The following is a 23,980-nucleotide window of genomic DNA, read 5'->3' as shown; positions in this document are numbered from 1 at the left end:
ACTATGTCGGTGCTTCCTTTGGAGGTTTCGTCGCATCGATGGACGCTTCCAACGGTAAGTCCTTGTCGACGATTTCCGTTGCCAGCTTCTGGCAAATCCCGACGACTTGCCGGCCCCGTGGTGTGCAGGACCCGCCAGATCGCCTTCGCGAGGCGTTTTCACGCCAGCCGATACTCTCCGAGCTGTGGTTGACCGAGGGGCCGGAATGGGCCCGAAAGCCATCGTCCCTCCGCCCACGTGTGCGCTTTTGCCCTTCCTAGCCGCTGCTAGGCACTGTGTGGTCTTCCTCCATTGAGACTTTGAGTGATAGCTGAGGATCACTTCATGCGTTTACTAGGGCTGACCCCGAAATCTTGCGTCACGATCTGGCCCACATGCCCACTCTGTCGGTGAACCACAAATAGGCATGTGGGGACCGGCTCTCCTGAGGTTCCTCACTGCTGCGACTCACTGAGGACTCAGATGCCCGACTCAAAACCCCTGCTCACAATCGTCCTCGGGGAACCAGGTCCCTTGGACCGTGAGTCCGCAATGTACCGGCGGCTTCTGGCGGCGCGCTTACGCTACGAATCGCAATTCACCATCCTTCATGTTGAGGAAACGCTCACAACGGAAGTTATCGCCAGGCTCTGCGGGATCATCGAGAGCAAGTACGTCGTGTTCATGGAGACATCCCACCAGCTTGCCGCGTCCTACATGACGACAATGCTCGAATACCTCCGCACACGGAGTGTCTACCTCGCGGAACCGGTCGTCTACAACGGCGCCATCGCCAGCAACGTGGCATCAACCAAGATCGACGACGCCTATCGTTACGCCCGAGACACCGACGTTTTCGGCGTTGCCTTCAACACTCGCAGGCTGGCTGACGCGTTGGAAGCAATTGGCGACGTCGACCGCTCGGCACTGTATCTCAGTTACCGTCTGTACTGGTCCATCGGAACGGTAAAGCCTCTCCCTACAGGCTTCTCAGTTGCATCTGACACCAAATCCGCCATTGGCCTGCAAATAGCTGAGGATGTCACGCGGCTGGTCCCAGTGATTCCAACGGCTTCGAAGGAGGTCCGTCTCCACTTGGTGCGGTATGTTGCGCTGTTCCTTCGCGGCATGCGTGCTGGGAAGGTGACAAAGGTTGCCTTGGCCAATCTCCGTGATGTGGTTCGTTCGTATCATCTCGTGGAGCTGCTCCGGTTCGTTGAACCGTTGCAGCCGGTGGAGGCGGCCTGGATTCGCTGGCTCTCTGACCCGGAATCCGACATTCACCTCTACAAGCAGCTGAGCGCCAGTGACTCATATTTGTCTTTCAGGGAAGGCCAGCCCACGGAAGGGACGCAGCCGCCGCTCTACGAATTGCAGTTCGGCGGGGACACTGTAGTCATCGAGAAATCGTATCGCCCGCGAGAATTACGGCCTGGCTATTCACGGGCTGCCAGTTACGACTTCTACAGCCGGCCCATCACTCCCGGCTCAACCTTGATCTTCTTTGATAGGCCTCTACAGGCAGACGACAATGCTGAGTACCTGTACGAATATTTCAGGGCGAACCATGCGGAGCACACAGAGGCGTACTTTGCGTTGAACCCAAAATCGCCGGACTGGGAAAGGCTGCAAGCTAAGGGCTTCAAACTGATCCCAATCTTCACTACCGAGTTCTATGAGAAGTTCCTCATCTCGGACCTGGTGGTTTCGTCCCAGATTTACAACATCAGATACCGGGGCAAGTCCTTCGCGAACTCCCGCTTTGTTTATCTACAACACGGCATCCAGTTGAACGATATGACCGATTGGATCCTCTCCAAATACTTCGACGTGTTCGTTGCCACCGGCCAACTCGAAGCCGACTACCTGCGCAAGCTTGCTCCCGTCGAAACCTTGAACTCAGGTCTGCCCCGTTTCGAGGCCCTGACCAGAACGCCACATGATCCACAGCACCTGCTCTTCATGCCAACGTGGCGTTTCAACCTGCACCAAGTGTCCACCGAACAATTCGCCCAATCGGAGTACTTCCGTGCAATCGACGCCGTCCTCGCGGATCCGAAGCTACTGGCATTCCTCGAAGAAACCGGCCGGACTCTCCACGTAAAACTCCATCCCAACGTGGAAAAGAGGGCCGGCCAATTCAGGTTCTCCAAGAACGTTGTCAGGACTGATTTGAACTATCGAGAAGCCATCGCCTCGGCTGAGATGGTCTTCACGGACTACAGCTCGGCCGTGCTTGACGCTGCCTTTATTGGTACGCCTATTGCCTATTACCACTGGGACGCAGCGGACTTCTTTCATGACCAACCCTATGAAGGCCGAGTGGACTACCGCGATGATGGCTTGGGCCCGGTCTTTGAGGAGCATGCAGAGCTGATCAAGCACATCGTCCATCAGGACTACCTCGGACCCCACGAACTATTCAGTGCCCGACGCGAACGCTTCTTCCAGGGAGTGGACCCCCAAAGAATCAATGCCAAAATCGTTGAGAGGATGCTGAGTCTCTAATGAGAAAGATCCGAGCCATAAAACGCACCATCACTGGCATCGCCGTAGGTGCTGCCTACTCCCAGGCCGGCACGGGCTTCGCCCGCAAACTGATGGCGTCCCCAGTTAACGCACCAGCACGGCGATTTATCAAGGCAAAAGGCTTGGAGGGCAGCATTCGCAGGCTGGCGTCCGAAAACCTGCCGCAAGGAACGTACTTTGCCAAACTGACTATTGCAAAGTGGCAAGTGCATAAGGGCAAGGGATTCAGGCTGCTCCAGGACGGCGAAGTGATCTATGGGAACAAGATAGAACCCCCAGCCCGCGGCTTCCCGCTTGAATATCGCAACATCATCGTCACGTCGAGGGATCCCAAGCGGTTTACCCTGGACATCGACGCACCTTATGAGCTGAAGATCGGCCGCGGTGCTTTCACTACTCCGCAGCAGCTGAAATACGATCACCAGTATGGCGTGGAGCAGCACGGGGACACCTACTATTCGCTACGGGGCAACACCACCAATCCCAAGAAGCTCTTCATAACTTTCCCGGGATTCGGGCCATCAACTTCGCGGATCTCGTACGCCGTCAGCTACCTCAAAGCCATTACCAATGCAGACCTGAGAGACACCCTTATGGTGTGCTTTCAGGACCGGTACCATGCCGCAGGCTCATACATGATGGTGGACAACGCCGGTAGGCCTCTGTACGGACGGGTGTGGCAGGCCATCGAGGATCTACGGACCCGCTTCGGTATCGACCCAGCACAGATGCTGTTCTTCGGAGCTTCCAAAGGCGGCAGCATAGCCATCCACTATGCAAAGGACTTCCCGGCCGCCCAGCTCCTGCTAGCTGTGCCGCAAATGAATTTGCCCTATTACTTCAACAAACCGTTCTTTCGAGACAACCTGTTCCGGAACCCTGCACTCCACAAGGTGCAGCAGCCCGAGGACAGCCTGCGCGAATACTTCGCTGAGGGTCGAAGAATCGACTACTTTTACACGAACTCCGATGAACTCAGCAACCACTCACTCGTTGAGCTTGTTGGAGACGTTCCGAACCTTACGAAGTACCGCGTCGATGGTGTTCACTCTGACGTGGCACGGGCAGCTTTGCCCGCCATGCTGGGCATTATCCGTGGGTTTCTGAGCGGTCCGCAGCACCGGGAGATGGCTGTCGACGAAGTACGTTCTTTCCCCCAAGAGAACGGCATTCAAGTGCAGATTCGGGTTGATTCTGTCGGCTCCAAGATTGCCCGCGCCAACTGGTTCATTGAAGGTTGGCTGGGCCAGACCAGATTCCTGCAGTCGATGTCCGAACATTCCTACGACTTCCTGAAGTTCACTTCGGAAAAGCAACAGCTCTATCCGGCCTACGATCCGATCCAGCGTCTTTCAGCGGTTGTAGCGATCGAAGCCAACGGAACCCAGTGGACTGGCACTCTGCCCGGTTCGTTGATGCCGGATTCGAACCAGGAAGTGCAGCACTCCATGAGTGCATCTGCTCTAAGTCTCCATGCAAAGCATCCAGAGACATATGTGGTCCTGGACGGTGAGCAGTTCGCCCGTTTTCGGTATCGCAGCTACGGCGCAGACACTAAGGGCGACACGATGGAGGTCCACTTCGTGGGCGATGCCGAAATCGATGTGTCCAGCGATTCCCTTGACCGTGGCGACCATAAGGCCTCACATGTTGCCGTCGTCGAGCCTCTGGACGGCTGGGCGATGGCGGACCTGCTCGCCTTGAGATTCGTGATCGCTGCGAAGGCAGAACGTCTTTTGATCCTGGTCCACGATGCCGGTTCGGCTGATGAGGCGGTGGATACCTTTGGAGCAGTGGACTGGAAGGCCTCAAGTGTTATTGCCGTAGTGGATGAGGCGCCCTCTACGCATGAGGTGCCGGTAAATGTCAGATAGCGTCTCCGTGGCTGGCTCCGGAAGACCGGGGCAAACCCAGATCATTCGCTCCTACACAGATGTCTCCGCCGTCCGGGACAACGTGGTCCACCTCAACCGAACACCCGAGTCGGAATTTAACGATTCCTTCGTGGAGTTTGCGGGGACTGGAAATGTGCTCTATGTGGAGGACGGAGCCAAGCTGCGCAATTCTCGGCTTCGGTTCTTGGGCAATAACGCTGTGATTCATATCCGCACGTCGCCACTCTATTTACGGTTAGTTACCACTGTTTTCGATGAGTCAGTGTTTTATTTGGGTCCAGGAGCATCGTTTACTTCCGAAGCGCGTTTCCTGCCAACAGAACGCAAACACATCATCATCGGCAGCGATGCCATGTTTTCAACGCGGGTGGTATTCCGTACGGCGGACCCGCATCTGATCTATTCGGCAAGTAATCACCAGCGAATCAATCCCAGCGCATCCGTCTGGGTAGGGGACCACGTGTGGCTGGGTGAAGACACCCTGCTGCTCAAAGGTGCAAGGGTGGGTTCGGGCAGTATCCTCGCGGCCCGGGCGTTGATCACCAAAAGCATCCCGTCCAACTCAACGGCCGCCGGTGTCCCGGCCCGCATCGTCGGCAAACGGATCTTCTGGACGCGTCCTTCGGTGCATGCCTACACGTCTGAGCAGACCGAACGGAGCTTGGTTAGCGCACAGGACGATTTCATCTACACTCGCGATCAGCATGTCCTGGATGTGCCCCAACTGGAGGCCGCCTTGGATGGGGCCTCTTCAGGCTTGGAACGTGCTGAGTGGTGCCATGAGTTGGATCGAACTGCACGGAAGAACCGGTTCTACATCTGATCTGCATCCAACGACCAAGGGTCAAGGTGAGCAGCATTTACGCGTCACCTTGACCCTTGAAGCAGCTGAGGAGCCTAGCTTCCCAGCCCCTTGGCCGTTACATAAGCGGCAAGCTGGTCCTGTCCAATGGCCGCAGCAATCTCCGAGATGGCCGCATTGTCTGCCACGACGATCGACTGCCCGTCGGCCGAGGTTCCCACGCCCAGGTTGGGCAGGGTGAACATGATGGTGTCCTTCTCTCGGAGGTCCTTGAACTGCAGGGCCAGTCCACCGATGGTGGCCGCGTCGAAGTCCTTATCCACGCTGATGTACGGCGAAATCGCATCCACCATGTTGTTGACCTTGACGGGGTTGGTGAGGGTATCCCGGGAGATCGTTTTGCTGATGACCGCCTTCAGGAAAAGCTGCTGGTTCTTCACACGCGAGTAGTCAGAGTCGGGGAACGACTTGCGCTCACGGACGAAAGCCAGCGCCTTCTCGCCGTCGAGCAGGTTCTTACCCGCCTGGAACGTCACTTTGCCCTTGAGTACGCTGGGCGTGAATCCCTGCTTGATGTTCACTTCCACGCCACCCAAGGCGTCTGTGAGTCCCTTGAATCCCTCGAAGTCCACCATCGCCACGTGGTCGATGCGTTGCTGGAAGAGCGACTCGACAGTCTGCACGGTCAGGGCAACGCCGCCTTCGGCCATGGCGGCGTTGATCTTCGCCTCGCCATGCCCGGGAATGTTCACCCACGTGTCTCGCATGATGGAAACGGCGAAGACGTTTTTCCGGTCTGCGGGGACGTGGACCCAGATCAGAGTATCGGTGCGTTGGTCGGTGGGCGCGGCGTCATCCGTGTCTACAGATCGGTCGGCATTCTTGTCTTTACCCATCACCAGGATGTTCATGGCACCCGTGACGTTCTTGGTGGGCCGGGTTGCCTCGTCCGGGAAGGCATTCTGAATCTTCGTGGTCCCGGAGTTGAAGGTCTGGGCCAGATTAAAGATGTAGGCGCCACAGACCAAGCCAACGATCACCACTGCTGCCGCGAAGCCGAGAAGGACATTTCGAGCCGTCTTTTTGGAGCTCTTTTGACGTCGTGGACGGGAGTCCGTCGCAACGGCTTCGGTATCAATAGGGTGCGTCATGTATTCCTAGAGTTGGCAGCAGCAGAGTCGATTCTAACAAATGGATAAACACGTCACGTCCGAGGCTAGCCTTTGGCGCCCCGGGAAGACTGTGCTGTGTAGACGCGTTGCGAATAGAAAGCATCGTTTTCCGCACCCCATCGGTTGGTGACATTGACGGTGTAGTAGCGGCCCGGAGCAAGGGTTGTTTTGCCCACGTTCACAAGGAGCATTTCCAATTTCGGGTTCATGCCGCTCTGGACCCCGTACGCAGTATTTGTGCTTGTGGGCTTCACGGTTTTCACGAGGCGCTGACCGCCTTTGGCGGTCCACTTCACTTCGGCGTTGCCACCTGAAAGGTTGAAGCCTGTTATCCGCACTTGGCCGGTGGCTGCGTCAAAAGTGGCGTCCGTAATGATGGGTGTTGCAATTTCAGACTCCATCTGGGCCTTCAGGGGAACACCCGCACCAACACACGTGTAATACGAATCCCACATAAAGGAAATGACCTTTTGTGCGTTGGAAAGCTGTTGGAGCTGCCGGTCGATCCTGGCTTTTGAGCTTTGCCCACGAAGACTGTCCCCGCAAGGATTGGACGCCGTGGCCGGAGCCATGCCCTCCAAATTTGCCCAGAGGACGGCGCCCGTTCCCGAAATGCCCGCCGCAGCTGCCAGGAAGTACTCCCGAACGGGTGCCACGTACTTGCTGCCCCACGAACCCTTGCCCACGACGCTCTCCGCATACCGGTCCACTGCCGAGTTCGCTTCGTTCGACTGAAACGCTCCACCCTTGCCGGTTCCCATGCCATCTTGGATGGCGATGTTCAGAACCAGTCCGCTGGCGGTCTGCGCGATTCTTCGGATCCCGTTGCGAGCCTGCGTAAGGCTGATACTGAAAGCACTGACGCGCGCGTCAAGGTAGGGACTAACGATTGCGCTGCGAGTGGGGAAGATTCGATGGATGGCTTGGTTCTGCATGCGGTACAGATCCAGGATCGGATCGAAAGTGTGGCCATCGGTCAGAGGCATTTCTGTGTGGTGATAGAAGCCAGCCAAACCGGTCACGTTATATACAGCCGCTTGATACTGAAGTAGGCGCTCGGTGAAGAGTCCAAGGGTCCCTTGGTAGGAAACGTCGGGGAGGTACGCCTTATCAGTTCTCTTCACCGGAGCAGGCAGGCCGGCATAGAACTTCATGCCCAGTTTCGTAGCCGCCACAGCCATTGAAGTCGCTGGATCTGTGCCATTGGCCGCGCCACCGCCCGCCACGACGACATCGTACTTCCCGTTCGTGGACGTGCAGCCACTGCCTTGGGCGGGGAGGACCAGCACAACAAATGCCTTGCCTTGGCTGGTGATCCTGCGGTCGTTGGGGCACTTCACGGCTTGGGTGCCCCAGATGCTTCCATCGGAGTACGTGAAATAGCGGTTGACCTCCAGAGTTCCTGCAGCAGCCTTCGCGCAGTTCACTCCGTCAATGAGGCAATCCTGGGGAAGCGTCGCCAAGGTAGCTGGCACGAGCGATGTTCCAAAAGTGATGACAGTGTCAGCGCCTGCTGCCTTAATTTCGCTGAGCTTCTGTAGGTTCCGGGAACTGCTCGGAGTGGCGTAGACGAAATAGCCCCCAATTGGGTAGCTTGCCGGTTTCGGCGCCTTGACGGCCGGAGTTTTCTTCGCAGGAGTCGGGGGCTGTTTCTCCTGGGCCGGCCGTTCAGCCTCGATGCTGTGGGTGGGCGCAACCAAAGCGGTTCCTGCAACTCCGGCAGTGAGCACAAGTGCCGCGAGGAGGACTTTGATGCGTGGACGGCTTCCGCGAATGAGCGTCATGAATTCCTTGGGGTCGGCATCAGCAGACGATCCTACGGAATCAAATGACTGTTATCCATACGCTAGACTAAATCGGGCTGCCCTCCTGCTGTTGGTGGCCGCGCCTACCCTCATTCAGGTGGACGCGCTGGAACGGACGCTGCTGGCGTTCTGTACGACATATTAACGGGGGGAACGTTGGGCACCGGAATCAGACGTGTTCAAGCCGCACTGGTGGTCGTCATGTTGGCCATACTCGGGTTTTTTGGTACCCAACCGGCCATGGCCACCACGGTAACCAGCCCCGGCACAGACACGGAACAGCCGGCAGACCCATCGCCTGCGCCCGAGCCTACGTTCCCGGTCGTCATCCCGCCCGTTCTTGAGCCGTCGTCTCCTCCCACCCCTCTGGAACCTGTGCCAACGGCTCCTGCCCAGCCATCCGAAGAGCCAGCTCCCGCACCCGTGGTGCCGCCCGTCGTCGAGCCGGTCGCTCCGCCTGCGGAAGTGCCTGGTGTGACTCCTCCCGTTACGTCGCCCGCTCCTGCTGTCCCAACTGAACTCGCCATTGAGAACGTCTTTGTGGAGCCTGAAGTCCCGGCAGAGACCGAAACGGCCACGGCTGAACCAACGCCCACGCCCACTCCTACCAAAACTGCCGCCCCGCCAGTTGTCAGCGCAGACATCACCGGCCCCTTGAAGGTGGCCCTGGCTCCCGTCGCGGAGAACAACCCCCTGGTCCAAGGCCTGACGGTCTTGGTGTTGCTGCTGCTGGGCTTTGCGTACTTCCGTGCCCTACGCTCAAAGGGGATCCGCGGACCCCGCCTCAACGGCAAGTAGTCCATGGATACCTCCCTCCCCAGGGATGCGGCTGCCGAAAATCCTGCATCCCCGTTGCGTCTAATGCTGCTCACCCACTCATATTGGCCGGAGCACAGCCCGCCGCAGCGCCGTTGGCTGTCCCTGACCCGGGAATTCCGGAAGGCGGGCTGGGACGTCGACGTCGTCGCTCCCGTGGCGCACTATCCCAACGGCAAGCGGGATCTGCCCCGGCGAAAGGCCGGATTCGCTTTTGCCCAACAGGAAGGCCCGCACGGCGAAACCATCCGGCGCGTGCCGTACCTTCGGCATCTTGGCACCTCGCCACTGGCACGCTTCGTTGATCAACTCTTCTCCGCTGTCATGTCCGTTCCGATAGGTTTGCGCGGCAAGAAACCCGACGCGATCATCGCCACCGCTCCGAGCCTCCCAACGCTGGCTACTGGATACGTACTTTCCCGGCTACGCAAGGTGCCATTCATCGTCGAGATGCGGGACGCCTGGCCGGACCTGGCCCGTGACGCGCGAATCGTGCAGGGCAGCGTTAAAAGCCTTGTGGAGCGCGTGGTCGAGTTCGTCCAGCAGCGAGCGGACCTGGTGGTCACCGTTACCGACGGTTTCGCCGAGACGCTGCGGGACCGCGGCATCAAGAGCGTCATTACCGTCAGCAACGGCCTTGATTTGGACTCCATGCCTTTCCTTGAGCCACCTGCCCTGGAACGCGACGTCTTCCATGCCGTGTACCTCGGAAATCATGGCAAAAGCCAGCGCCTGGACATCCTCATCAGGGCAAGCGCGCTGCTGGGCGAAGGATTCCACCTGACATTGGTGGGTCACGGCACCAGCCGCCCGCAATTGGTGAGATTGGCCCGCGAGCTCAATGCGCCCGTGACCTTCTTCCCGTCATTGCAGGGTCAGGCCGTCATGGACAAATACCGTGAGGCGGACACGTGCATTGTCTCCCTCCGTGATGACTGGAAATCGTTCGAAACCACTGTCCCTTCCAAGACCTACGAGGTTCTGGCCATTGGCAGGCACGTCACGGCAGTGGTGCGGGGTGAAGCCGAACGCATCATCATTGAAGCCGGGGGAGGCGACGTCGTCGCAGCGAACGCAGAAGCAGTGGCGCAGCTGTGGCGGGAGCTTTCCGAGGACCGAAGCCGGCTTGCCTCGGGCACCAGCGGACGCGACTGGGTCAGGGACAACGCCGACTATGCGCAGTTGGCCCTGCGATACATGGACTCGATAACCTCGTTGGTGAATCCGGAGCCCGCGGACGCTCGGGGGACTGCGTGATCCAACTCTTCAAGAACGTTGCCCTGACTGCAGGAACCGTATCGGAGCACCTCACTGAGTCGCCCTTTGTCTTGTTCCTCCAGGTCCTTCGCCGGCTGCCGTCCAGGATCGTCAGGCCGGTTGCTCGTTTCCTGGCCAGGCTTGCGCCTAATTCGGCCCGTCCCTTCTTCCTGCTGGCCAGCCACGCGGCGGGGGATACCGCCGGGCTCACCCGTCGCTTTGAACATGCCGTCCGTTCCGGTCTTGATGGCGACCGCGCCCGCAAGGCCGCGGAAGTAGCCGTCGCTGCCGGACAGCCAGCGTGGGCGGATGTCTTCCTGCCCCTCGCCGCACGGGCGACCCGGACTCCGGCGACCCTCGCCAGACGCAAGTGGTACGACGGCGACATGAGCGGCGCCGTCGTCGTCCTCGCTTGCGAGCGGGGCGGCATGGCGAAACAGCGGCAGCGGCTTGAGTCCGAAGTCCGCGTCTTCCAAGGGTGGCGTCCAACGCTGACGTCATCTGCAGTGAAACCGCAACCGCGCAGGGTCCTGCACCTGCTGACGAACTCCGTGCCGCATACCGGCAGCGGCTATGCCCGGCGCAGCCACTCGATCCTGACCGCCCAGCAGGACGCTGGTTGGGAAGCGCTGGCTGTAACGCGCCTGGGCTACCCCGTACAGATCGGCGCGTTGACGGCGCGGCAGCATGAGGTTGTTGACGGCGTGCGCTACGAACGTCTCCTGCCGGAGCGCATGAAGCCGTCCATGGATGGTCGCTTGCAGCAGCAGGCCGAAGGCATTTTGTCCCTCGCCCGTGACTTCCGGCCGTCGGTCCTTCATACGACCACCCACTTCGTCAACGGCCTGGTGGCCCGGGAAGTCGCAAACGCCTTGGACGTCCCGTGGGCATATGAAGTTCGAGGACAACTGGCTGACACGTGGGCGTCAACGCGTGGCGAGGAAGCCCGCCGGAGCGAACGGTACAAGCTCTTTACCGAACGGGAAGCCGACGTCATGCAGAGCGCGGACCTTGTGGTGACGCTCGGCGAGTCCATGAAAGACAACATCGTGGCCATGGGCGTCCCGGACAGCAAAATCCTGATCTGCCCCAACGCCGTGGGCGGCGCGTACTTGTCTGAACCGCTCGACCAGGGCGAGGCGCGGTTGGCTTTGGGACTGGACCCGAACGGGCTTTATATCGGGACAGTAAGCAGCCTTGTCGACTATGAAGGCCTTGACGATCTGGTCACAGCATTTGCGCTGCTTGCGCCACGACTGCCACAGTTGAAGCTGGTTTTAGTCGGAGACGGCACTGCCGCGCCCGCTCTTCAGGACCAAGTCCGGCGCCTGGGACTTTCGGAACGGACCATCTTCACTGGGCGCGTCCCTGCGGAGCAGGCTCGCCTCTACCACTTGGCGTTGGACATCTTTGTGGTTCCGCGCAAGGACCTGGCTGTTACCCGGGCCGTGACGCCGCTCAAACCTGTGGAGGCCTTGGCCTCCGGCCGGCCTGTGGTGGCCAGCAACCTGGACGCCTTACGGGAGATAGTGCACGACGGCGTAAACGGCAGGGTGGCGAACGCTGAAGATCCCGGGGGACTGGCTGAGGTGTTGTACGAATTGCTTGATGATGAAGGTTTACGGAAGCGGCTCGGCGCCGCTGGCAGGCAGGAAGTATTGGCTACGAGGACGTGGCAGGCAAATGCCCAGGCATACATCCGGGCTTATGAAAATTTGGGCGTCTAACAACGTAAGGAGGGTCAGCTGATGTCGGCGAAGAAAGCAAAGCTTCCGCCGCCCGCGGCCATCCAACCGATGTCCGTGGACATGCGGAAGTTGTCCAGGGTGGGTTCCAGGCCCGGATTCCTGGATTACTTGGTAAGGCTGTGGGATTACCGGCAGTTCATCTTCTACGATGCCCGTGCCCGCGTGCAGACGGGAACCCGAAAAGACCGTTTGGGGAGCGCCTGGCTCCTGCTCAACCCGGTCTTCAACGGGCTCACTTACTACGTGATTTTCGGCATGCTGCTCAACACGAGCGGTGGCATCGAAAACTTCATTGGGTACCTGATTGTCGGCATCTTCATGTTCCAATTCAGTTCCGGAGCAATTATGGAAGGTGCCCGCTCCATCCGGAACGGAAAGTCTGTTGTTCAGGCCTTCAATTTCCCGCGTGCCGCGCTTCCGCTGGGCGCAAACATCAGGGAGCTCCTTTCGTCTGTCCCGCTGGTTCTGGGCATGCTCTTGTTGATCGTGGTGTTGCCTCCCGCGGAGAAGATCAGCTGGCACTGGGTGCTGATCGTGCCTGCCCTCTTACTCCAATTCATCTTCAACCTCGGAATCGGAATGATCCTTGCCAGGATTATTTCGATTGCCCATGACGTAACGCACCTCTTGCCCTTCGCGATCCGCGCGTGGATGTACGGCTCTGCAGTTTTCTACTCGTATGAACGCTTTGTTCATGAGCCCACATTGCTCGCCATCATGAAGTTCAATCCACTGTTCAACGTCATTGATATCGTCCGGAGCTGCGTCCTCTACGACCGGGTTCCTGCGTGGGAATCGTGGGCTACGTTGGCTGTGGTTTCATTGGCGGCCCTGCTGGTTGGATTCATCTTCTTCTGGAGAGGGGAAGAGACCTATGGTCGCGATTGATGAGGCTGTGTTCCTGGACGGACCGCCCTGCGTAGTGGTGGACCGGGTGAAGATGACCTATAAGGTGCCTTCCTCCATTGAACGTTCCACGTCCACCCGGAAAGGTATCCGGGGAAGTCTCCGGAAGCTTCTGGGACGCGAGAACCTGGTGACGGTCAGCGCACTGAAGGAACTTTCGTTGGTGGTGGAGCGCGGGGAATCCGTAGGCATTATCGGCCGTAACGGCTCCGGCAAGAGCACCCTGATGAAACTGATCAGCGGACAGGCTGCACCCACGGATGGAGCGGTGTACGCCTCAAGCACGCCCGTCCTCCTGGGTGTTCACGCCGCGCTTGTTCCCGATTTGTCAGGTGACCAGAACGTGGTCCTTGGTTGCCTCGCCATGGGTATGGACATGGATGAAATCGATCAGCGCTTCGAGAGCATCGTTGAAGTGTCGGGCTTGGACTCGGCGATCTACCTTCCCATGAAGTCCTACTCATCGGGCATGGCCTCGCGGCTTCGTTTCGCCATTGCCGCCGCAGTCAACCCGGAGATCCTCCTGGTGGACGAAGCTTTGAATACAGGCGATGCCCAATTCAACGACCGTAGCAAGGCACGCATGGATGAGTTGCGGGCCCAGGCCGGTTGTGTGTTCATCGTCAGTCACAGTCTCGATACGATCCGGAACATGTGCACACGCGTGATTTGGCTGGATAAGGGCGAACTGATCATGGACGGCACATCCGAAGAAACCACCAATCTGTACCAGGAATTCTCCTCGAACCTTTCAAAGGGCAACAACATTACTGCCGCACGGATCAGGGACGAAGCAAGGGCAAACCTCGTGGCCACTCAAATCATGGAGAGATCCAGCGGACGCCGAATGGAAGGGCGCTGAGATGAAAATGATGGTTGAAGCCCGCAAGGCAGTGTGGCATTTGCGCGAAGGCGGACTGGATCAATTCAAGGAATGGCTCCGTCGGAAAAGGATAGACCGACGCATCAACTCAGACCGATCAGGGGGCCAACAGACAGAACAAGATGGCCCTCCAATCTTCGGCCCGTACCGGGTTCCTGACCGGGAGCCGCGACGCCCGGACCTGACCGTCGGCGTGATTCTTGACGACTTTTCGTCAGCGGCGTTCTCGTTCGAGTGGAATCTGCTCCATCTCCGCAAAGATCGGTGGCTGCAGCAACTCGACGAGACTGAGATTGACTTCCTCTTCGTTGAATCCGCATGGAACGGAAACCAAGGGTCATGGAAGTATGAGCTTGCGGGAACATCCGGCCCCAAGCCTGAATTTCTGGCACTTCTGGAATGGTGCCGAAAACGATCAATTCCGACAGTCTTCTGGAATAAGGAAGACCCACCCCATTACGAAGACTTCCTGCCTGCGGCGCGTCAGTTCGACGTGGTCTTTACCAGCGATTCCGGCCGGATCCCGTTCTACAAGGAGGATCTGGGCCACGACCGGATCGAGGCTCTTCCTTTTGCTGCGCAGCCAGCCATCCACAACCCCATACGCGTGGGGCAGGGACGGCACTCCCGGGGAGTAGCCTTCGCCGGTATGTATTTTGCGCACAAATATCCGGAACGCCGGCAACAGATGGACATGCTCCTGACGGCGGCCCGGGATGCGTCTGCCAAGTCCGGCCCTGTCCTCGAGATCTTCTCACGGCAACTGGGCGGGGACTCGAACTACCAGTTCCCGGTACCGTTCTCCGAGAACGTTGTTGGAAGCCTGGACTATGCCAGCATGCTCACGGCCTACCGGGCCTACAAAGTCTTCCTCAACGTGAATTCGGTGGTCGACTCGCCCAGCATGTGTGCGCGTCGAATTTTCGAAATCACCGCCTCAGGCACGCCAGTCGTTTCCGCCCCGAGCAATGCCATCAGACGATTCTTCGAACCGGATGAAGTGTTTGTAGCCGAATCCCAAGGACAAGGCGAGCACCAGATTCGTATGCTGGCCCGAAGCCCGGAGCTCAATGATCGGGTAGTCCATAAGGGCCAGCGACGCATTTGGGCAGGGAATACCTATGCCCATAGGGCCGAGACCATCGTGGCTTTTGCCCTGCCGGACCGCAGCCGACCCGTCCGGCTTCCTTCTGCCAGCGCCTTGGTACCAACCATCCGGCCTCATCAGCTTGAGCATGTATTCGCCACAGTTGGAAGCCAGGTAGGAGTGGATCTTGAGCTGGTGCTGCTGACTCACGGATTTGAGATCACATCCGAGCGAGCGGCTTCCTTGGCGGAAAAGTACGGCGTGGAGCGTTACACAGTGCTGACGGAGCCCCGCGGGACGACGCTGGGGGAATGCCTCAATCTCTGTGTCGCCGCCGCTTCAGGAGACGTCCTGACCAAGATGGATGACGACGACTACTACGGTCCGAACTACCTTGCAGACATGCTCCACGCACTTGACTATTCCAAGGCCGACGTCGTTGGGAAGCATGCGCACCACATGCACTTTGTGTCAACTCAGGCCACGGTTTTGCGTATGCCGCACAAGGAGCATCAGTACAGCAGGTTTGTGATGGGTCCAACCATTACGGCTCGCACCGAGGTTTTCAAGGCACACCCATTCGAGCCTCTCAACCGGGGTGAGGACACTGCATTCTTGAAATCAGTTGCCACCGCTGGCGGCTCCATCTACGCCGCCGACAGGTTCAACTTCTGCCAGATGCGTCAGGCAGAAGGACACACTTGGGACATCTCGGACGATGAATTGGCGGCTTCTGGCGAAATCAAGTTCTTTGGAGATCCCAAAGAACACATAACCGTCTAAAAAATAGGGGACAAAATGACCACCACCAGTAAGACTGTCGCAGTTATCGGACTGGGCTACATCGGATTGCCCACTGCAGCCATCCTTGCCACCAACGGCATTAATGTCATCGGTGTCGACGTGAATCAGAACACCGTGGACGCCGTTAACCGCGGCGAGGTTCCCTTCGTTGAGCCTGATCTGGGCGTTCACGTTGCCGGAGCAGTCAGCCAGGGCAATCTGCGGGCGACGACGGAAACTCCAGCAGCGCAGGCTTACATCGTGGCTGTGCCAACACCATTCCGCGAGGACCACTCCGCGGATCTCAGCTACATCGAGGCCGCGGCCCGTGGGATCGCACCCCAGCTGGTCGGCGACGAACTCGTCATCCTCGAATCCACGTCCCCTCCGCGTGCGACGCGCCACTTGGCCGAGTACATCCTGGCCCTGCGGCCGGACCTTTCTTTGGATGGGGCGGCCGGAGCACCGGTTATCCACTTTGCGCACTGCCCGGAGCGAGTACTCCCTGGCCGGGTCATGATCGAACTTGTGACCAACGACCGCATTGTCGGTGGCATTACTTCCGCAGCGGCTGAACTGGCGAAGGACCTCTACGCTGTCTTCTGCCAAGGCGAAATCCTGGTGACGGACGATGTCACGGCTGAGATGGCAAAGCTTGTTGAAAATTCTTACCGCGACGTAAACATCGCCTTCGCCAATGAGCTTTCAGTGATCAGTGACAAGCTGGGTATCGATGTCTGGGAGCTGATTCGATTGGCAAACCATCACCCGAGGGTTAACATCCTTCAGCCTGGCCCTGGTGTCGGTGGACACTGCATCGCAGTTGATCCTTGGTTCATCGTGGCCGCCGCACCCACTGAATCCAAGCTGATCCGTACAGCACGCGAAGTCAATGATTCCAAACCTGAATGGGTGGTGGAACAGGTCCGAAAAGCAGCCGGGTCCTTTGGCAGCGAGGCAAAGATCGCTACGCTCGGGTTGGCTTTCAAGGCCAACATTGATGACCTTCGGGAGTCTCCGGCCATTGGGATCACGGCCTCCCTGGCAGATGAACTGCCCAACGCCAAGGTTCTCGTTGCTGAACCGCACGTCGAGGCGCTGCCCAAGGCACTCGCCAACCGACGCAATGTTGAACTTGCAAACACGGAAGATGCGATCGCCCAGGCAGATGTCATCGTCGTCTTGGTGGACCATGACGAATTCAAGAACGTTGATTCAGGTCTTCTTGCAGGCAAGGCAATCGTTGACACAAGGGGAATCTGGCGCGAACTGACGTCCAAGGGCGTCGAGGCCACCATTACTCTTTAGGGGCTTTACCGCGTCCGGGTACTCCGCCCGGACGCGGTTGTTGATCCACAAGCCGCAGCCGGGTTCTGAATTCGGCAGCTGGTTGTGAGAGAATCCAGCAATAACGCGGGATATGTTTTATCGACGAGAGAAACCATGGACAGTTCGACTGAATCAATCGCAACAACGTCGCTAGCTATTGAACATCACGGCAAACGAATCCTCATTGAAGCCGTGGCGGGCGACCACATCGCTGCCATGATTGATGCGTCCAAAATGTTCTATGAATGGCAGTACCTTGGAACGTTGGCCGAGTATCTCAAGCCCGGGGACTTAGTCCTGGACGTCGGCGCAAATATTGGCAACCATACCCTGTACTTCGCAGCCGTATGTGAAGCCAAGGTTATCTCGTTTGAGCCACTGCCCCTTGCGGCGGATATCTTGCAGCGCAACGTCGATAGTAATTCGCTGCAAGATCATATTGAAGTTCGCCGAGTGGCGCTGGGGGAGAAACCTTCACGAGCCACACTGGATAAACTCGACCTTAAAAACGTTGGTGCGACTACTTTTGCGGTGTCCTCGGACGGCGAATATGCGGTGAGCGCCATTGACGTGGAGGACATCCGGCAACGGGTTGCCCTTATTAAGGTTGATGCTGAGGGAATGGATGTGGCGGTCCTGAAGGGCGCGGTCGATTTGATCGCAAGGGACAGGCCGATCATTGCTTGCGAGGCCGCCACAGCGGTTGAGCAGGCCGAGCTTGAGCAGTTCGCATCCGAGGCTGGCTACTCCTTCGTGGCGCAATTCAACGCCACGCCCACGTACATCCTGGTTCCGTCCGCGACGCCACTTGAACGTGCCCACATGGAACGCCGTGCAGCTGGTCTGATAACGCGTACTAACTGGGCCACCAGGGACTTGTACTATCGTTTAGGACTTGTCAACGGAGAGTTGAAGTCACTCAAGGACGGGTTAGCTTCGGCACCCATTGAACAGGATTCGAGCACCGCGGTCGCGGAACTGTCCGAACGCGTCAAGCAACTGGAAGGGCTCGTTGGGGAACTCAACAGCCGCCTGGAGGAGCGCGACGGAAACTCCGCGGGAGCATAGGGTCGACAGTAGGCCTCTGCGTCGGTCGAATTAACTACCGGCAGTGCCCAACCGATAGGATCGATAGGTTGTCATCCGTCGTACCCTTGGGGAGCCATAATGTCAGAGCGCCGTTACATCAGGCTGAAGGAATCTACGCCTAACCTGGATGGCATGCGAAACCGGCCCGACGGTTACTTCGAAGCAACTGACGGAACCATCGGTGATGGGCCATGGCGGGTTCGGACCGACGAGCACGGTTTCATCATGACTGGCAACGAGACGGCGGAAGGTGCCCCACCGATTGTGTTTCTCGGTGACTCTTTTGTGGAGGCAACTTTCACGCCGGAAGACGTCCGCTTCGTGTCTCAGGTCGAACGTCATTTGGCCAACGACGGCCTAAGGTTTCGCTGCCTGAACGGCGGGTATTCCGGGGCTACCACCCTCCAGCTTTTCAATGTCTTCCTCAACAAGATCGTTCCACTGGTCGGTCGCGGTGGCACGGTGGCATTTTTCCTGCCGCAATCGGATCTCCCCATCTACTTCCGTCCCCACAGCTACTGGTACCCGACAGACAGATACGCACCGTTGCTCCCGCCCGTGGAGCCGGAGGCATCAGACCTTCCACGAGGTTCCGGTGCCCTGACCTCGATCCTGGGGTTGGCCGTGTGGGCTGCCCAGGAATTCGGCATCGACCTGGTGCTTGTGACGTCACCCCACCGCAATGCACAGTGGGCCACCGACTCGTATTATCACCGAATGATCTCTGAGGACCAGCACACTTCACTTGTGCAACGGCGTGCAGATATACGCGGGGCCGTGCAGCGATTTGTCGCCGATAGCGGCGTCAAATTCATCGACGCCGACGCTGAATTTCTGGATAAGCCGTCGGCCTTCTACGACGAACTTCATCTGAACGATGCCGGGCATGACTTCTTCGGTGCCTGGCTGGCCGATCAACTGCGCGTTCTCATCAGCCGCTAAGAAAGGGCTACGGCGCCGAAGCGCCGCAGCCCTGACCCCGGCAGCGCCGTTTAGACCTCTTCGAAGGCCTCCTGGACAAGGGAGATGAAAGCCTCGAGTGAGTACCTTTCACGAACAAACCGCTGGCCTGGCTCTGCATTCTTATTGAATACGTCCAGATCCTGGTTCTCGAGGATGTAATCGCGGATGCCGAAGACATCCTCGAAAATGTAGTCCTCAGGGTAAACGTAGTCCACCCCATGCCAGGGAAGAAAAACTCCCTGGTTTCCTGAGGCGAATCCCTCTCCCGGGGCCACATGGAAACTCTCCAAGTCACTGAGGGACAGCACGAATCCAAAGTCAGCCAAAGCTGTCTTGGTGTCCACCCAGCCGGAAAAGGTGACTTTTTCAGCCAGGTTGTGATCCACAATGTATTGCTCACATTGCTCGTAGTAGTCGCGCTCCACAGGGTTCTTGTAGACCCAGGGGAGGTCTTGCGGCCCTTTCCCAAAGACGGTGAGGGAGTACTCGCCGTGGGCATTCAAGTAATGGAGAAGTTCAAGTGCGCGGTGGTAGCCCTTCAATTTGGGCAGCATGCCCACCATTGCAAGCCTCTTGGTCTTGCTTGGATCGTTACTGGTTTTATAGGCGTTGACGTCGAGGTAGTTCGGTATGATCCGAACCTTCGTTCGGTCCATGCCGAACGTGCGGACCATGTCTTCGCTGGTGTGAAGTGACACAGAGATGAAGCAATCCACCTTGGATTGATCTACCAGATGCCCGAACCTCGCATTGAGTTCAAATCGATGGAGCCGGACTATCAGCCGTTGGTGTGCCTTCTTGTGGTTTGCATACCAAACTGCGTTGCCCAGAAGCCATTCGCAGAAGATGACGTCTGCCCACTCCAGAAGCTCCCGGCTTTGATTCTCATCGTGGGAATCATGCCCGGTCCACTCGTCCAGCTTCACATCGTAGTGCTCGCGCAGCGATGGAATAGCAGGAGAAATGAATTTCAAATCCATGCCGGCGATGAGGACACGCTGTTTAATGTTCTGCTGAAAGTCTTCGTAATTGCCGCTGTTGATAATTTCGAGCGTCTCACGGATTCGGGCGCGATATGGCTTGCCGCTGATGGCCGCCCAGTTGTCTTGGACAAGATGGGAAAGTTTTGAGAACAGACCGGCATCAATGTCACCGCGGTTGAACCTGTAAATGGATTCCAGCGCAACCCTAAGCGCGACGTGGCCCCTGATCTCCATGTAGCTAAGACCAACGTGCGCGAGGGTGGATTCGGCGCTCTCCCATACTTCGAGATGCGAAGCCAGCTCGCGGGCACCGTATTGCTGTGTTGTGGACCGAACAAATCCGATGGTCTTGTGGTAAATGATGGCTGGTTCATCAAGGTAGGAGATGTTCTGGGACACCGCCAAGACACTATTGAGAAAAACAGTGTCTTCTCCCATGTGCAGGTGTTCCGGCCAGATAATGCCGTTGTCGATGAGCAGACTGCGACGGATCAACGACGAGTTTGTCGTACTTTGATCGCGCACGATCTTGGCGATCTTCTCAGTCCTGGACGCTGCACTGTGAAAGTCCACCACCCGGTTAACCAGTTGGGGTTTCTTTCCTCGTTCCACCGTGTACAAGGAGGCCCTGACAATGTCTGAATCTTCCTGTGTGGCAAGTTCCAGCTGCTGGCGCAGTGCTTCCGGCAGAACCTCGTCGTCGCAATCGAGGAAGAAGACGTATTCCCCTGAAGCCTTGGACGTACCAACGTTGCGGGGGCGCGAGGGCGAACCACTGTTGGAGGACAATGCCACGACCCGCCAGTTTGAATGTGCCCGGGCCCTCTCCTCGAGCAAGGCAAATGTTCCATCGGTGGAGCGATCGTCCACAAAGACAACCTCGAAGGAGTCTTCAGGAAGATCGATGCCTTCCAACGACTCCAGGCAGAGTCCGATCTTGGTTTCTGCGTTGTAACAGGGGACAACAATGCTGAGCTTCATATCCGGAGAATCCTCAAGGATTTGCAATGGCTGATTCAACCCCTAGACGAGGTAGAAATTGTCGGAGATGTTTTTGCCGTAGTTGACGACGGCTTTTTTGAAGAAGGCCGGGCCCGCGACAATTTCCTCGACGGCGTGCTGGGCGCTGAAGCGGTACGGTTCCCCGGACTGGATCACCACCGGACCGTCGACGTAAGCGCGATGTAGTGAGGCTTCGTAGATTGCCTTTGCGCTGACCGCCGAATCAGGCGAAATGAGGGCAAACGAATCGCCGCTGATAAACGTGGTGGGGTCCAGAGATTCACTGACAGCCCAGGCCCATGACAGAATCACGACACCAAAGCGGCCATACTTGGCCTGGAAATAGGATGCGTCGCTCTTCTGGAAGCTCCGTCCCAGAACGATGACCACCCGATCGACGACGTCGACATACTCACCTTGGCGGGCGATGGCCTGGTTGAGTTGAGCTTCGCTTTCCACTGGACAAACCAGCGTGATCATGCGGTGCGATTTGGCGTAGTCAAAGCCGATGCTGTCCAGGATCTGTTCGAAACGCCGTTCATACGTGTGATGCGCAAGCACGTCATGGAGAGCAGCGTGCCTGATCTGATCCGCAGTTTCGGTGTCCAGGTCCTGAACGTCTGAATGGCCGTCACCAGCAAACAGTATCCGGCCCTTGAAAAATTCGGCCACGCCTTCGGAGTAGTTGGAGACGACCAAAGTATTGCAGGACATGAGTTCAAATATGCGGCGCGCAAACATAGTGGGCGACGACGTCACGGTGTTGATATTGAGCCCAAGCGTCGTCGACTTGTAGGCGTCGGCAATTTTTGAATGCGGAACGGCGGGGTTGGTGAAGGGACGATAGCGCTCGGGGAAATGGTGCAGCTCGTCATCCGATCCCCAAAATCTATCGAAGATGCGGAGGTCCATGCCGGCATCGAGGATCTGATCGAAAATGACTTCCATCTCTTTGGAGCGGTCAAGGTGGTTTGCGTACCAACTGCCGGCGAACGAGACTCCTGGGGCCCTCGGGGAAGTCTCTATCGGATTGAAAAGCTTTGGTTGTGTAGCAAATGGAAGGCAATGAACACTTGAGTGTCCGTACTCTTCCTCATAGCGGGAAACGCACGTCACGTCAGTGGTAAAAACGTGATCGAACCTCACCGCTGTGTCGATGAAGTTGTGGACCTTGTCATCGAAATGCGTGGGGTCTTCTTTATTCCAGAAGACAGTCGGAATGTCCTCGTTGTCGCACCACTCCAGAATCTCAAGGAGTTCGGTACGGTTCTCCCGGGCAAAGTTGGAACTGGCGTAGATGCGGCCCTTCCACGGCCGCTTCTCACTGTCCACGCCCGACCATGCAGACTCACAGAAAAAGATGTCGGGCCGGTCTGCCTCAAAACGCTCACGCCAGTTGTGAGGCTCGATAATGATCGGCTTGAACTCGTATTTGAAGCAGTTATAGGTGAATTCGTCTGCGATCAGGGCGACCTTCAAGTCCCTGGCCCGCCGTGGTGCCTCGTCTGCGTCATCGATTACGGCGAGTGCGGGAGTACCCCCGGCCTGTTTCCTGGCCGGAACCTGCTTCGACGCTGAAAGTGCCTTAACCCAAATCTGATTGCTCGTCAGCAGCTCTCCCGCGGCAGCCTCCCAGAGCACCGTGCCTACGCGGATCTCTGTTGCGCCTCGAGGCACGCTCAACGTCAGGGACACATCGTTTGGGCGGCGCCCGTCGATGTACTTGTAGGCATGCTCCTCGGATGTTGGGAGGCCAGCGGGGCAAATCCGGCCACCGTCCTTGTCAGCAAATTCCAGGAGTGCCAGCGCGCTCTTCTTGGACAACCCTTCGACCTGAGGAATTACCGAGAATTGAACCTGAATCTGGGGGCCCTTGATGTCGGTCAGTGGAATTCTGGCCCATCGAGCCCGGGAAGTCACTGCCACGTTGGCTCCGAGCTCATGCAATCGATCGAAGTGCAGGGCTTTGCCATTAGCCTGGGGAGGACCGAAGCCTGGGCGGAGGTCGTCAGCGGATTCTGCCTCCAACTCGACGATGTCCAAGGCATTCAAAAGCCTGAGTCTGCCTGGCTCCGCATGCCAGGCCGCGAAAGCCATCCGCACACTGGCGCAATCTGATGGGGCATGGACCTCGAACGAAAACGCACCAGAGGAATCCGGCACCAGATAGATGTACTCGCCGACGGGACCACGGGGAACGTCCGTCAAGCTTCCCACTTCGGCCCCGTGCTTATCGGCGAACCTGAAGAGGACCACGGCATCCCTGAGCCCAACCGGCTCGGAACCTACGAATTGGCCTTGGAGTCTTAGGTGCTTCGCGTCAAGTGTCGAAATGTCGAGGCTGAGCGGCTCCCTGCCCAAACCCACTTCGGACGCAGTGCCGTGCTCACGGGAGACGGATATCCGATTTGACCGGAGATCCCCGGCGCCGGCTTGGCGGGATCCCATGAAGGGCGGGAGAACGTTATGACGTACACGAACTGCATTTGTCAAGGACAGGCTACCGGGATAGCCCTTCCAGAGTGCGAAACCGAGCACTACTTCGGTGCAGTCCATAGGGATGAACAAAGTAGTTTCAGAGACACCGAGAGCGTTCGGAACAATGTAGACGTAGTTGCCCTGGCGGCCCTTGCTGATTCGTCCCCTGCTAGGGACCTCAGTGCCGCTCGAGTCAAGGAACTTCACCCAGATAATCCCGGCTTTAGTGCCGTGCTGATCGGGATTGCTGACTGTTTGGAAGGAGGCGGCGACTTCCGAACCTGGAACCACCTGAAGACGCACTTCATAAGGCCGTTTGCGCAGCACCAAGTGGGCGTTGGGGTCGCTGTTTGAGTCGAGCAGCACAAAAGATCGCGGCTGAGCTGTGTCCTCGCCGGTCCAGATGCTGTGCGGTTGTATTTCCTGGCGGTCAAAGAGTTTGCGTAGCAACGCTTGACTCCAATTTCTGGGTTT

General features: G+C 57.9%; 16 protein-coding genes. 12 read left to right on the top strand and 4 right to left on the bottom strand.

What is annotated here, in order from left to right:
• The first annotated feature begins 462 nt into the window (after positions 1-462).
• The 3 genes from AC6I99_RS16910 to AC6I99_RS16900 all read left to right on the top strand — a co-directional run bounded on the left by AC6I99_RS16910 (position 463) and on the right by AC6I99_RS16900 (position 5,226).
• Positions 463-2,487 carry a CDP-glycerol glycerophosphotransferase family protein gene (locus AC6I99_RS16910; RefSeq protein ID WP_497961348.1) on the top strand — a complete coding sequence of 675 codons (2,025 nt, stop codon included), beginning with the start codon at positions 463-465 and terminating at the stop codon, positions 2,485-2,487.
• Positions 2,487-4,382 (top strand): hypothetical protein, encoded by a 1,896-nt coding sequence (locus AC6I99_RS16905; RefSeq protein ID WP_497961347.1) that lies wholly within the window; start codon positions 2,487-2,489, stop codon positions 4,380-4,382. The genes AC6I99_RS16910 and AC6I99_RS16905 overlap by 1 nt, the downstream gene beginning before the upstream one ends.
• Positions 4,383-4,464: 82 nt before the next feature.
• On the top strand, positions 4,465-5,226 hold the full coding sequence (locus AC6I99_RS16900) for an acyltransferase (protein WP_497961346.1): 762 nt from the start codon (positions 4,465-4,467) through the stop codon (positions 5,224-5,226).
• A gap of 74 nt (positions 5,227-5,300) precedes the next feature.
• Here the strand turns inward: AC6I99_RS16900 and AC6I99_RS16895 are convergent, their stop codons facing one another.
• Both AC6I99_RS16895 and AC6I99_RS16890 read right to left on the bottom strand, forming a co-directional pair.
• Positions 5,301-6,356: an LCP family protein gene (locus tag AC6I99_RS16895; protein WP_497961345.1), complete on the bottom strand. Its 1,056-nt coding sequence runs from the start codon at positions 6,354-6,356 to the stop codon at positions 5,301-5,303.
• A gap of 65 nt (positions 6,357-6,421) precedes the next feature.
• Positions 6,422-8,161, bottom strand: a complete 1,740-nt coding sequence (locus AC6I99_RS16890) for a DUF4434 domain-containing protein (protein ID WP_497961344.1) — start codon at positions 8,159-8,161, stop codon at positions 6,422-6,424.
• Positions 8,162-8,422: 261 nt separating this feature from the next.
• Between AC6I99_RS16890 and AC6I99_RS16885 the strand changes: the two genes are divergently transcribed.
• The 9 genes from AC6I99_RS16885 to AC6I99_RS16845 all read left to right on the top strand — a co-directional run bounded on the left by AC6I99_RS16885 (position 8,423) and on the right by AC6I99_RS16845 (position 19,022).
• On the top strand, positions 8,423-8,980 hold the full coding sequence (locus AC6I99_RS16885; protein WP_497961343.1) for a hypothetical protein: 558 nt from the start codon (positions 8,423-8,425) through the stop codon (positions 8,978-8,980).
• A 3-nt stretch (positions 8,981-8,983) separates the two neighbouring features.
• A complete protein-coding gene (locus tag AC6I99_RS16880; protein WP_497961342.1) occupies positions 8,984-10,255 on the top strand; it encodes a glycosyltransferase family 4 protein in 1,272 nt (423 codons plus the stop codon).
• Positions 10,252-11,982, top strand: coding sequence for a glycosyltransferase family 4 protein (locus tag AC6I99_RS16875; RefSeq protein WP_497961341.1), 1,731 nt, complete (start codon positions 10,252-10,254; stop codon positions 11,980-11,982). The genes AC6I99_RS16880 and AC6I99_RS16875 overlap by 4 nt, the downstream gene beginning before the upstream one ends.
• A gap of 21 nt (positions 11,983-12,003) precedes the next feature.
• A complete protein-coding gene (locus AC6I99_RS16870; protein WP_497961340.1) occupies positions 12,004-12,891 on the top strand; it encodes an ABC transporter permease in 888 nt (295 codons plus the stop codon).
• Positions 12,878-13,771 carry an ABC transporter ATP-binding protein gene (locus AC6I99_RS16865; protein ID WP_497961339.1) on the top strand — a complete coding sequence of 298 codons (894 nt, stop codon included), beginning with the start codon at positions 12,878-12,880 and terminating at the stop codon, positions 13,769-13,771. The genes AC6I99_RS16870 and AC6I99_RS16865 overlap by 14 nt, the downstream gene beginning before the upstream one ends.
• A 1-nt stretch (position 13,772) precedes the next feature.
• Entirely contained in the window at positions 13,773-15,662 is a 1,890-nt protein-coding gene (locus AC6I99_RS16860) for a glycosyltransferase family protein (protein WP_497961338.1), read from the top strand.
• A gap of 15 nt (positions 15,663-15,677) precedes the next feature.
• Positions 15,678-16,970: a UDP-N-acetyl-D-mannosamine dehydrogenase gene (gene wecC, locus AC6I99_RS16855; protein WP_497961337.1), complete on the top strand. Its 1,293-nt coding sequence runs from the start codon at positions 15,678-15,680 to the stop codon at positions 16,968-16,970.
• An 84-nt stretch (positions 16,971-17,054) separates the two neighbouring features.
• On the top strand, positions 17,055-18,059 hold the full coding sequence (locus tag AC6I99_RS16850; protein ID WP_497961336.1) for an FkbM family methyltransferase: 1,005 nt from the start codon (positions 17,055-17,057) through the stop codon (positions 18,057-18,059).
• 99 nt (positions 18,060-18,158) lie between these two features.
• Complete coding sequence (locus tag AC6I99_RS16845; protein WP_497961335.1) at positions 18,159-19,022, top strand: SGNH/GDSL hydrolase family protein; 864 nt, start codon at positions 18,159-18,161, stop codon at positions 19,020-19,022.
• A 50-nt stretch (positions 19,023-19,072) separates the two neighbouring features.
• Here AC6I99_RS16845 and AC6I99_RS16840 read toward each other — a convergent pair whose 3' ends face one another.
• Both AC6I99_RS16840 and AC6I99_RS16835 read right to left on the bottom strand, forming a co-directional pair.
• Positions 19,073-21,007 carry a glycosyltransferase gene (locus AC6I99_RS16840; protein WP_497961334.1) on the bottom strand — a complete coding sequence of 645 codons (1,935 nt, stop codon included), beginning with the start codon at positions 21,005-21,007 and terminating at the stop codon, positions 19,073-19,075.
• 42 nt (positions 21,008-21,049) lie between these two features.
• The gene (locus AC6I99_RS16835) at positions 21,050-23,956 is read right to left on the bottom strand and encodes a CgeB family protein (RefSeq protein WP_497961333.1); all 2,907 of its coding nucleotides are present in this window, start codon (positions 23,954-23,956) and stop codon (positions 21,050-21,052) included.
• Positions 23,957-23,980: the final 24 nt, after the last annotated feature.

Source organism: Arthrobacter sp. TmtSoilC77 (assembly GCF_059739415.1).
This window is presented reverse-complemented; position numbering and strand designations above follow the sequence as displayed.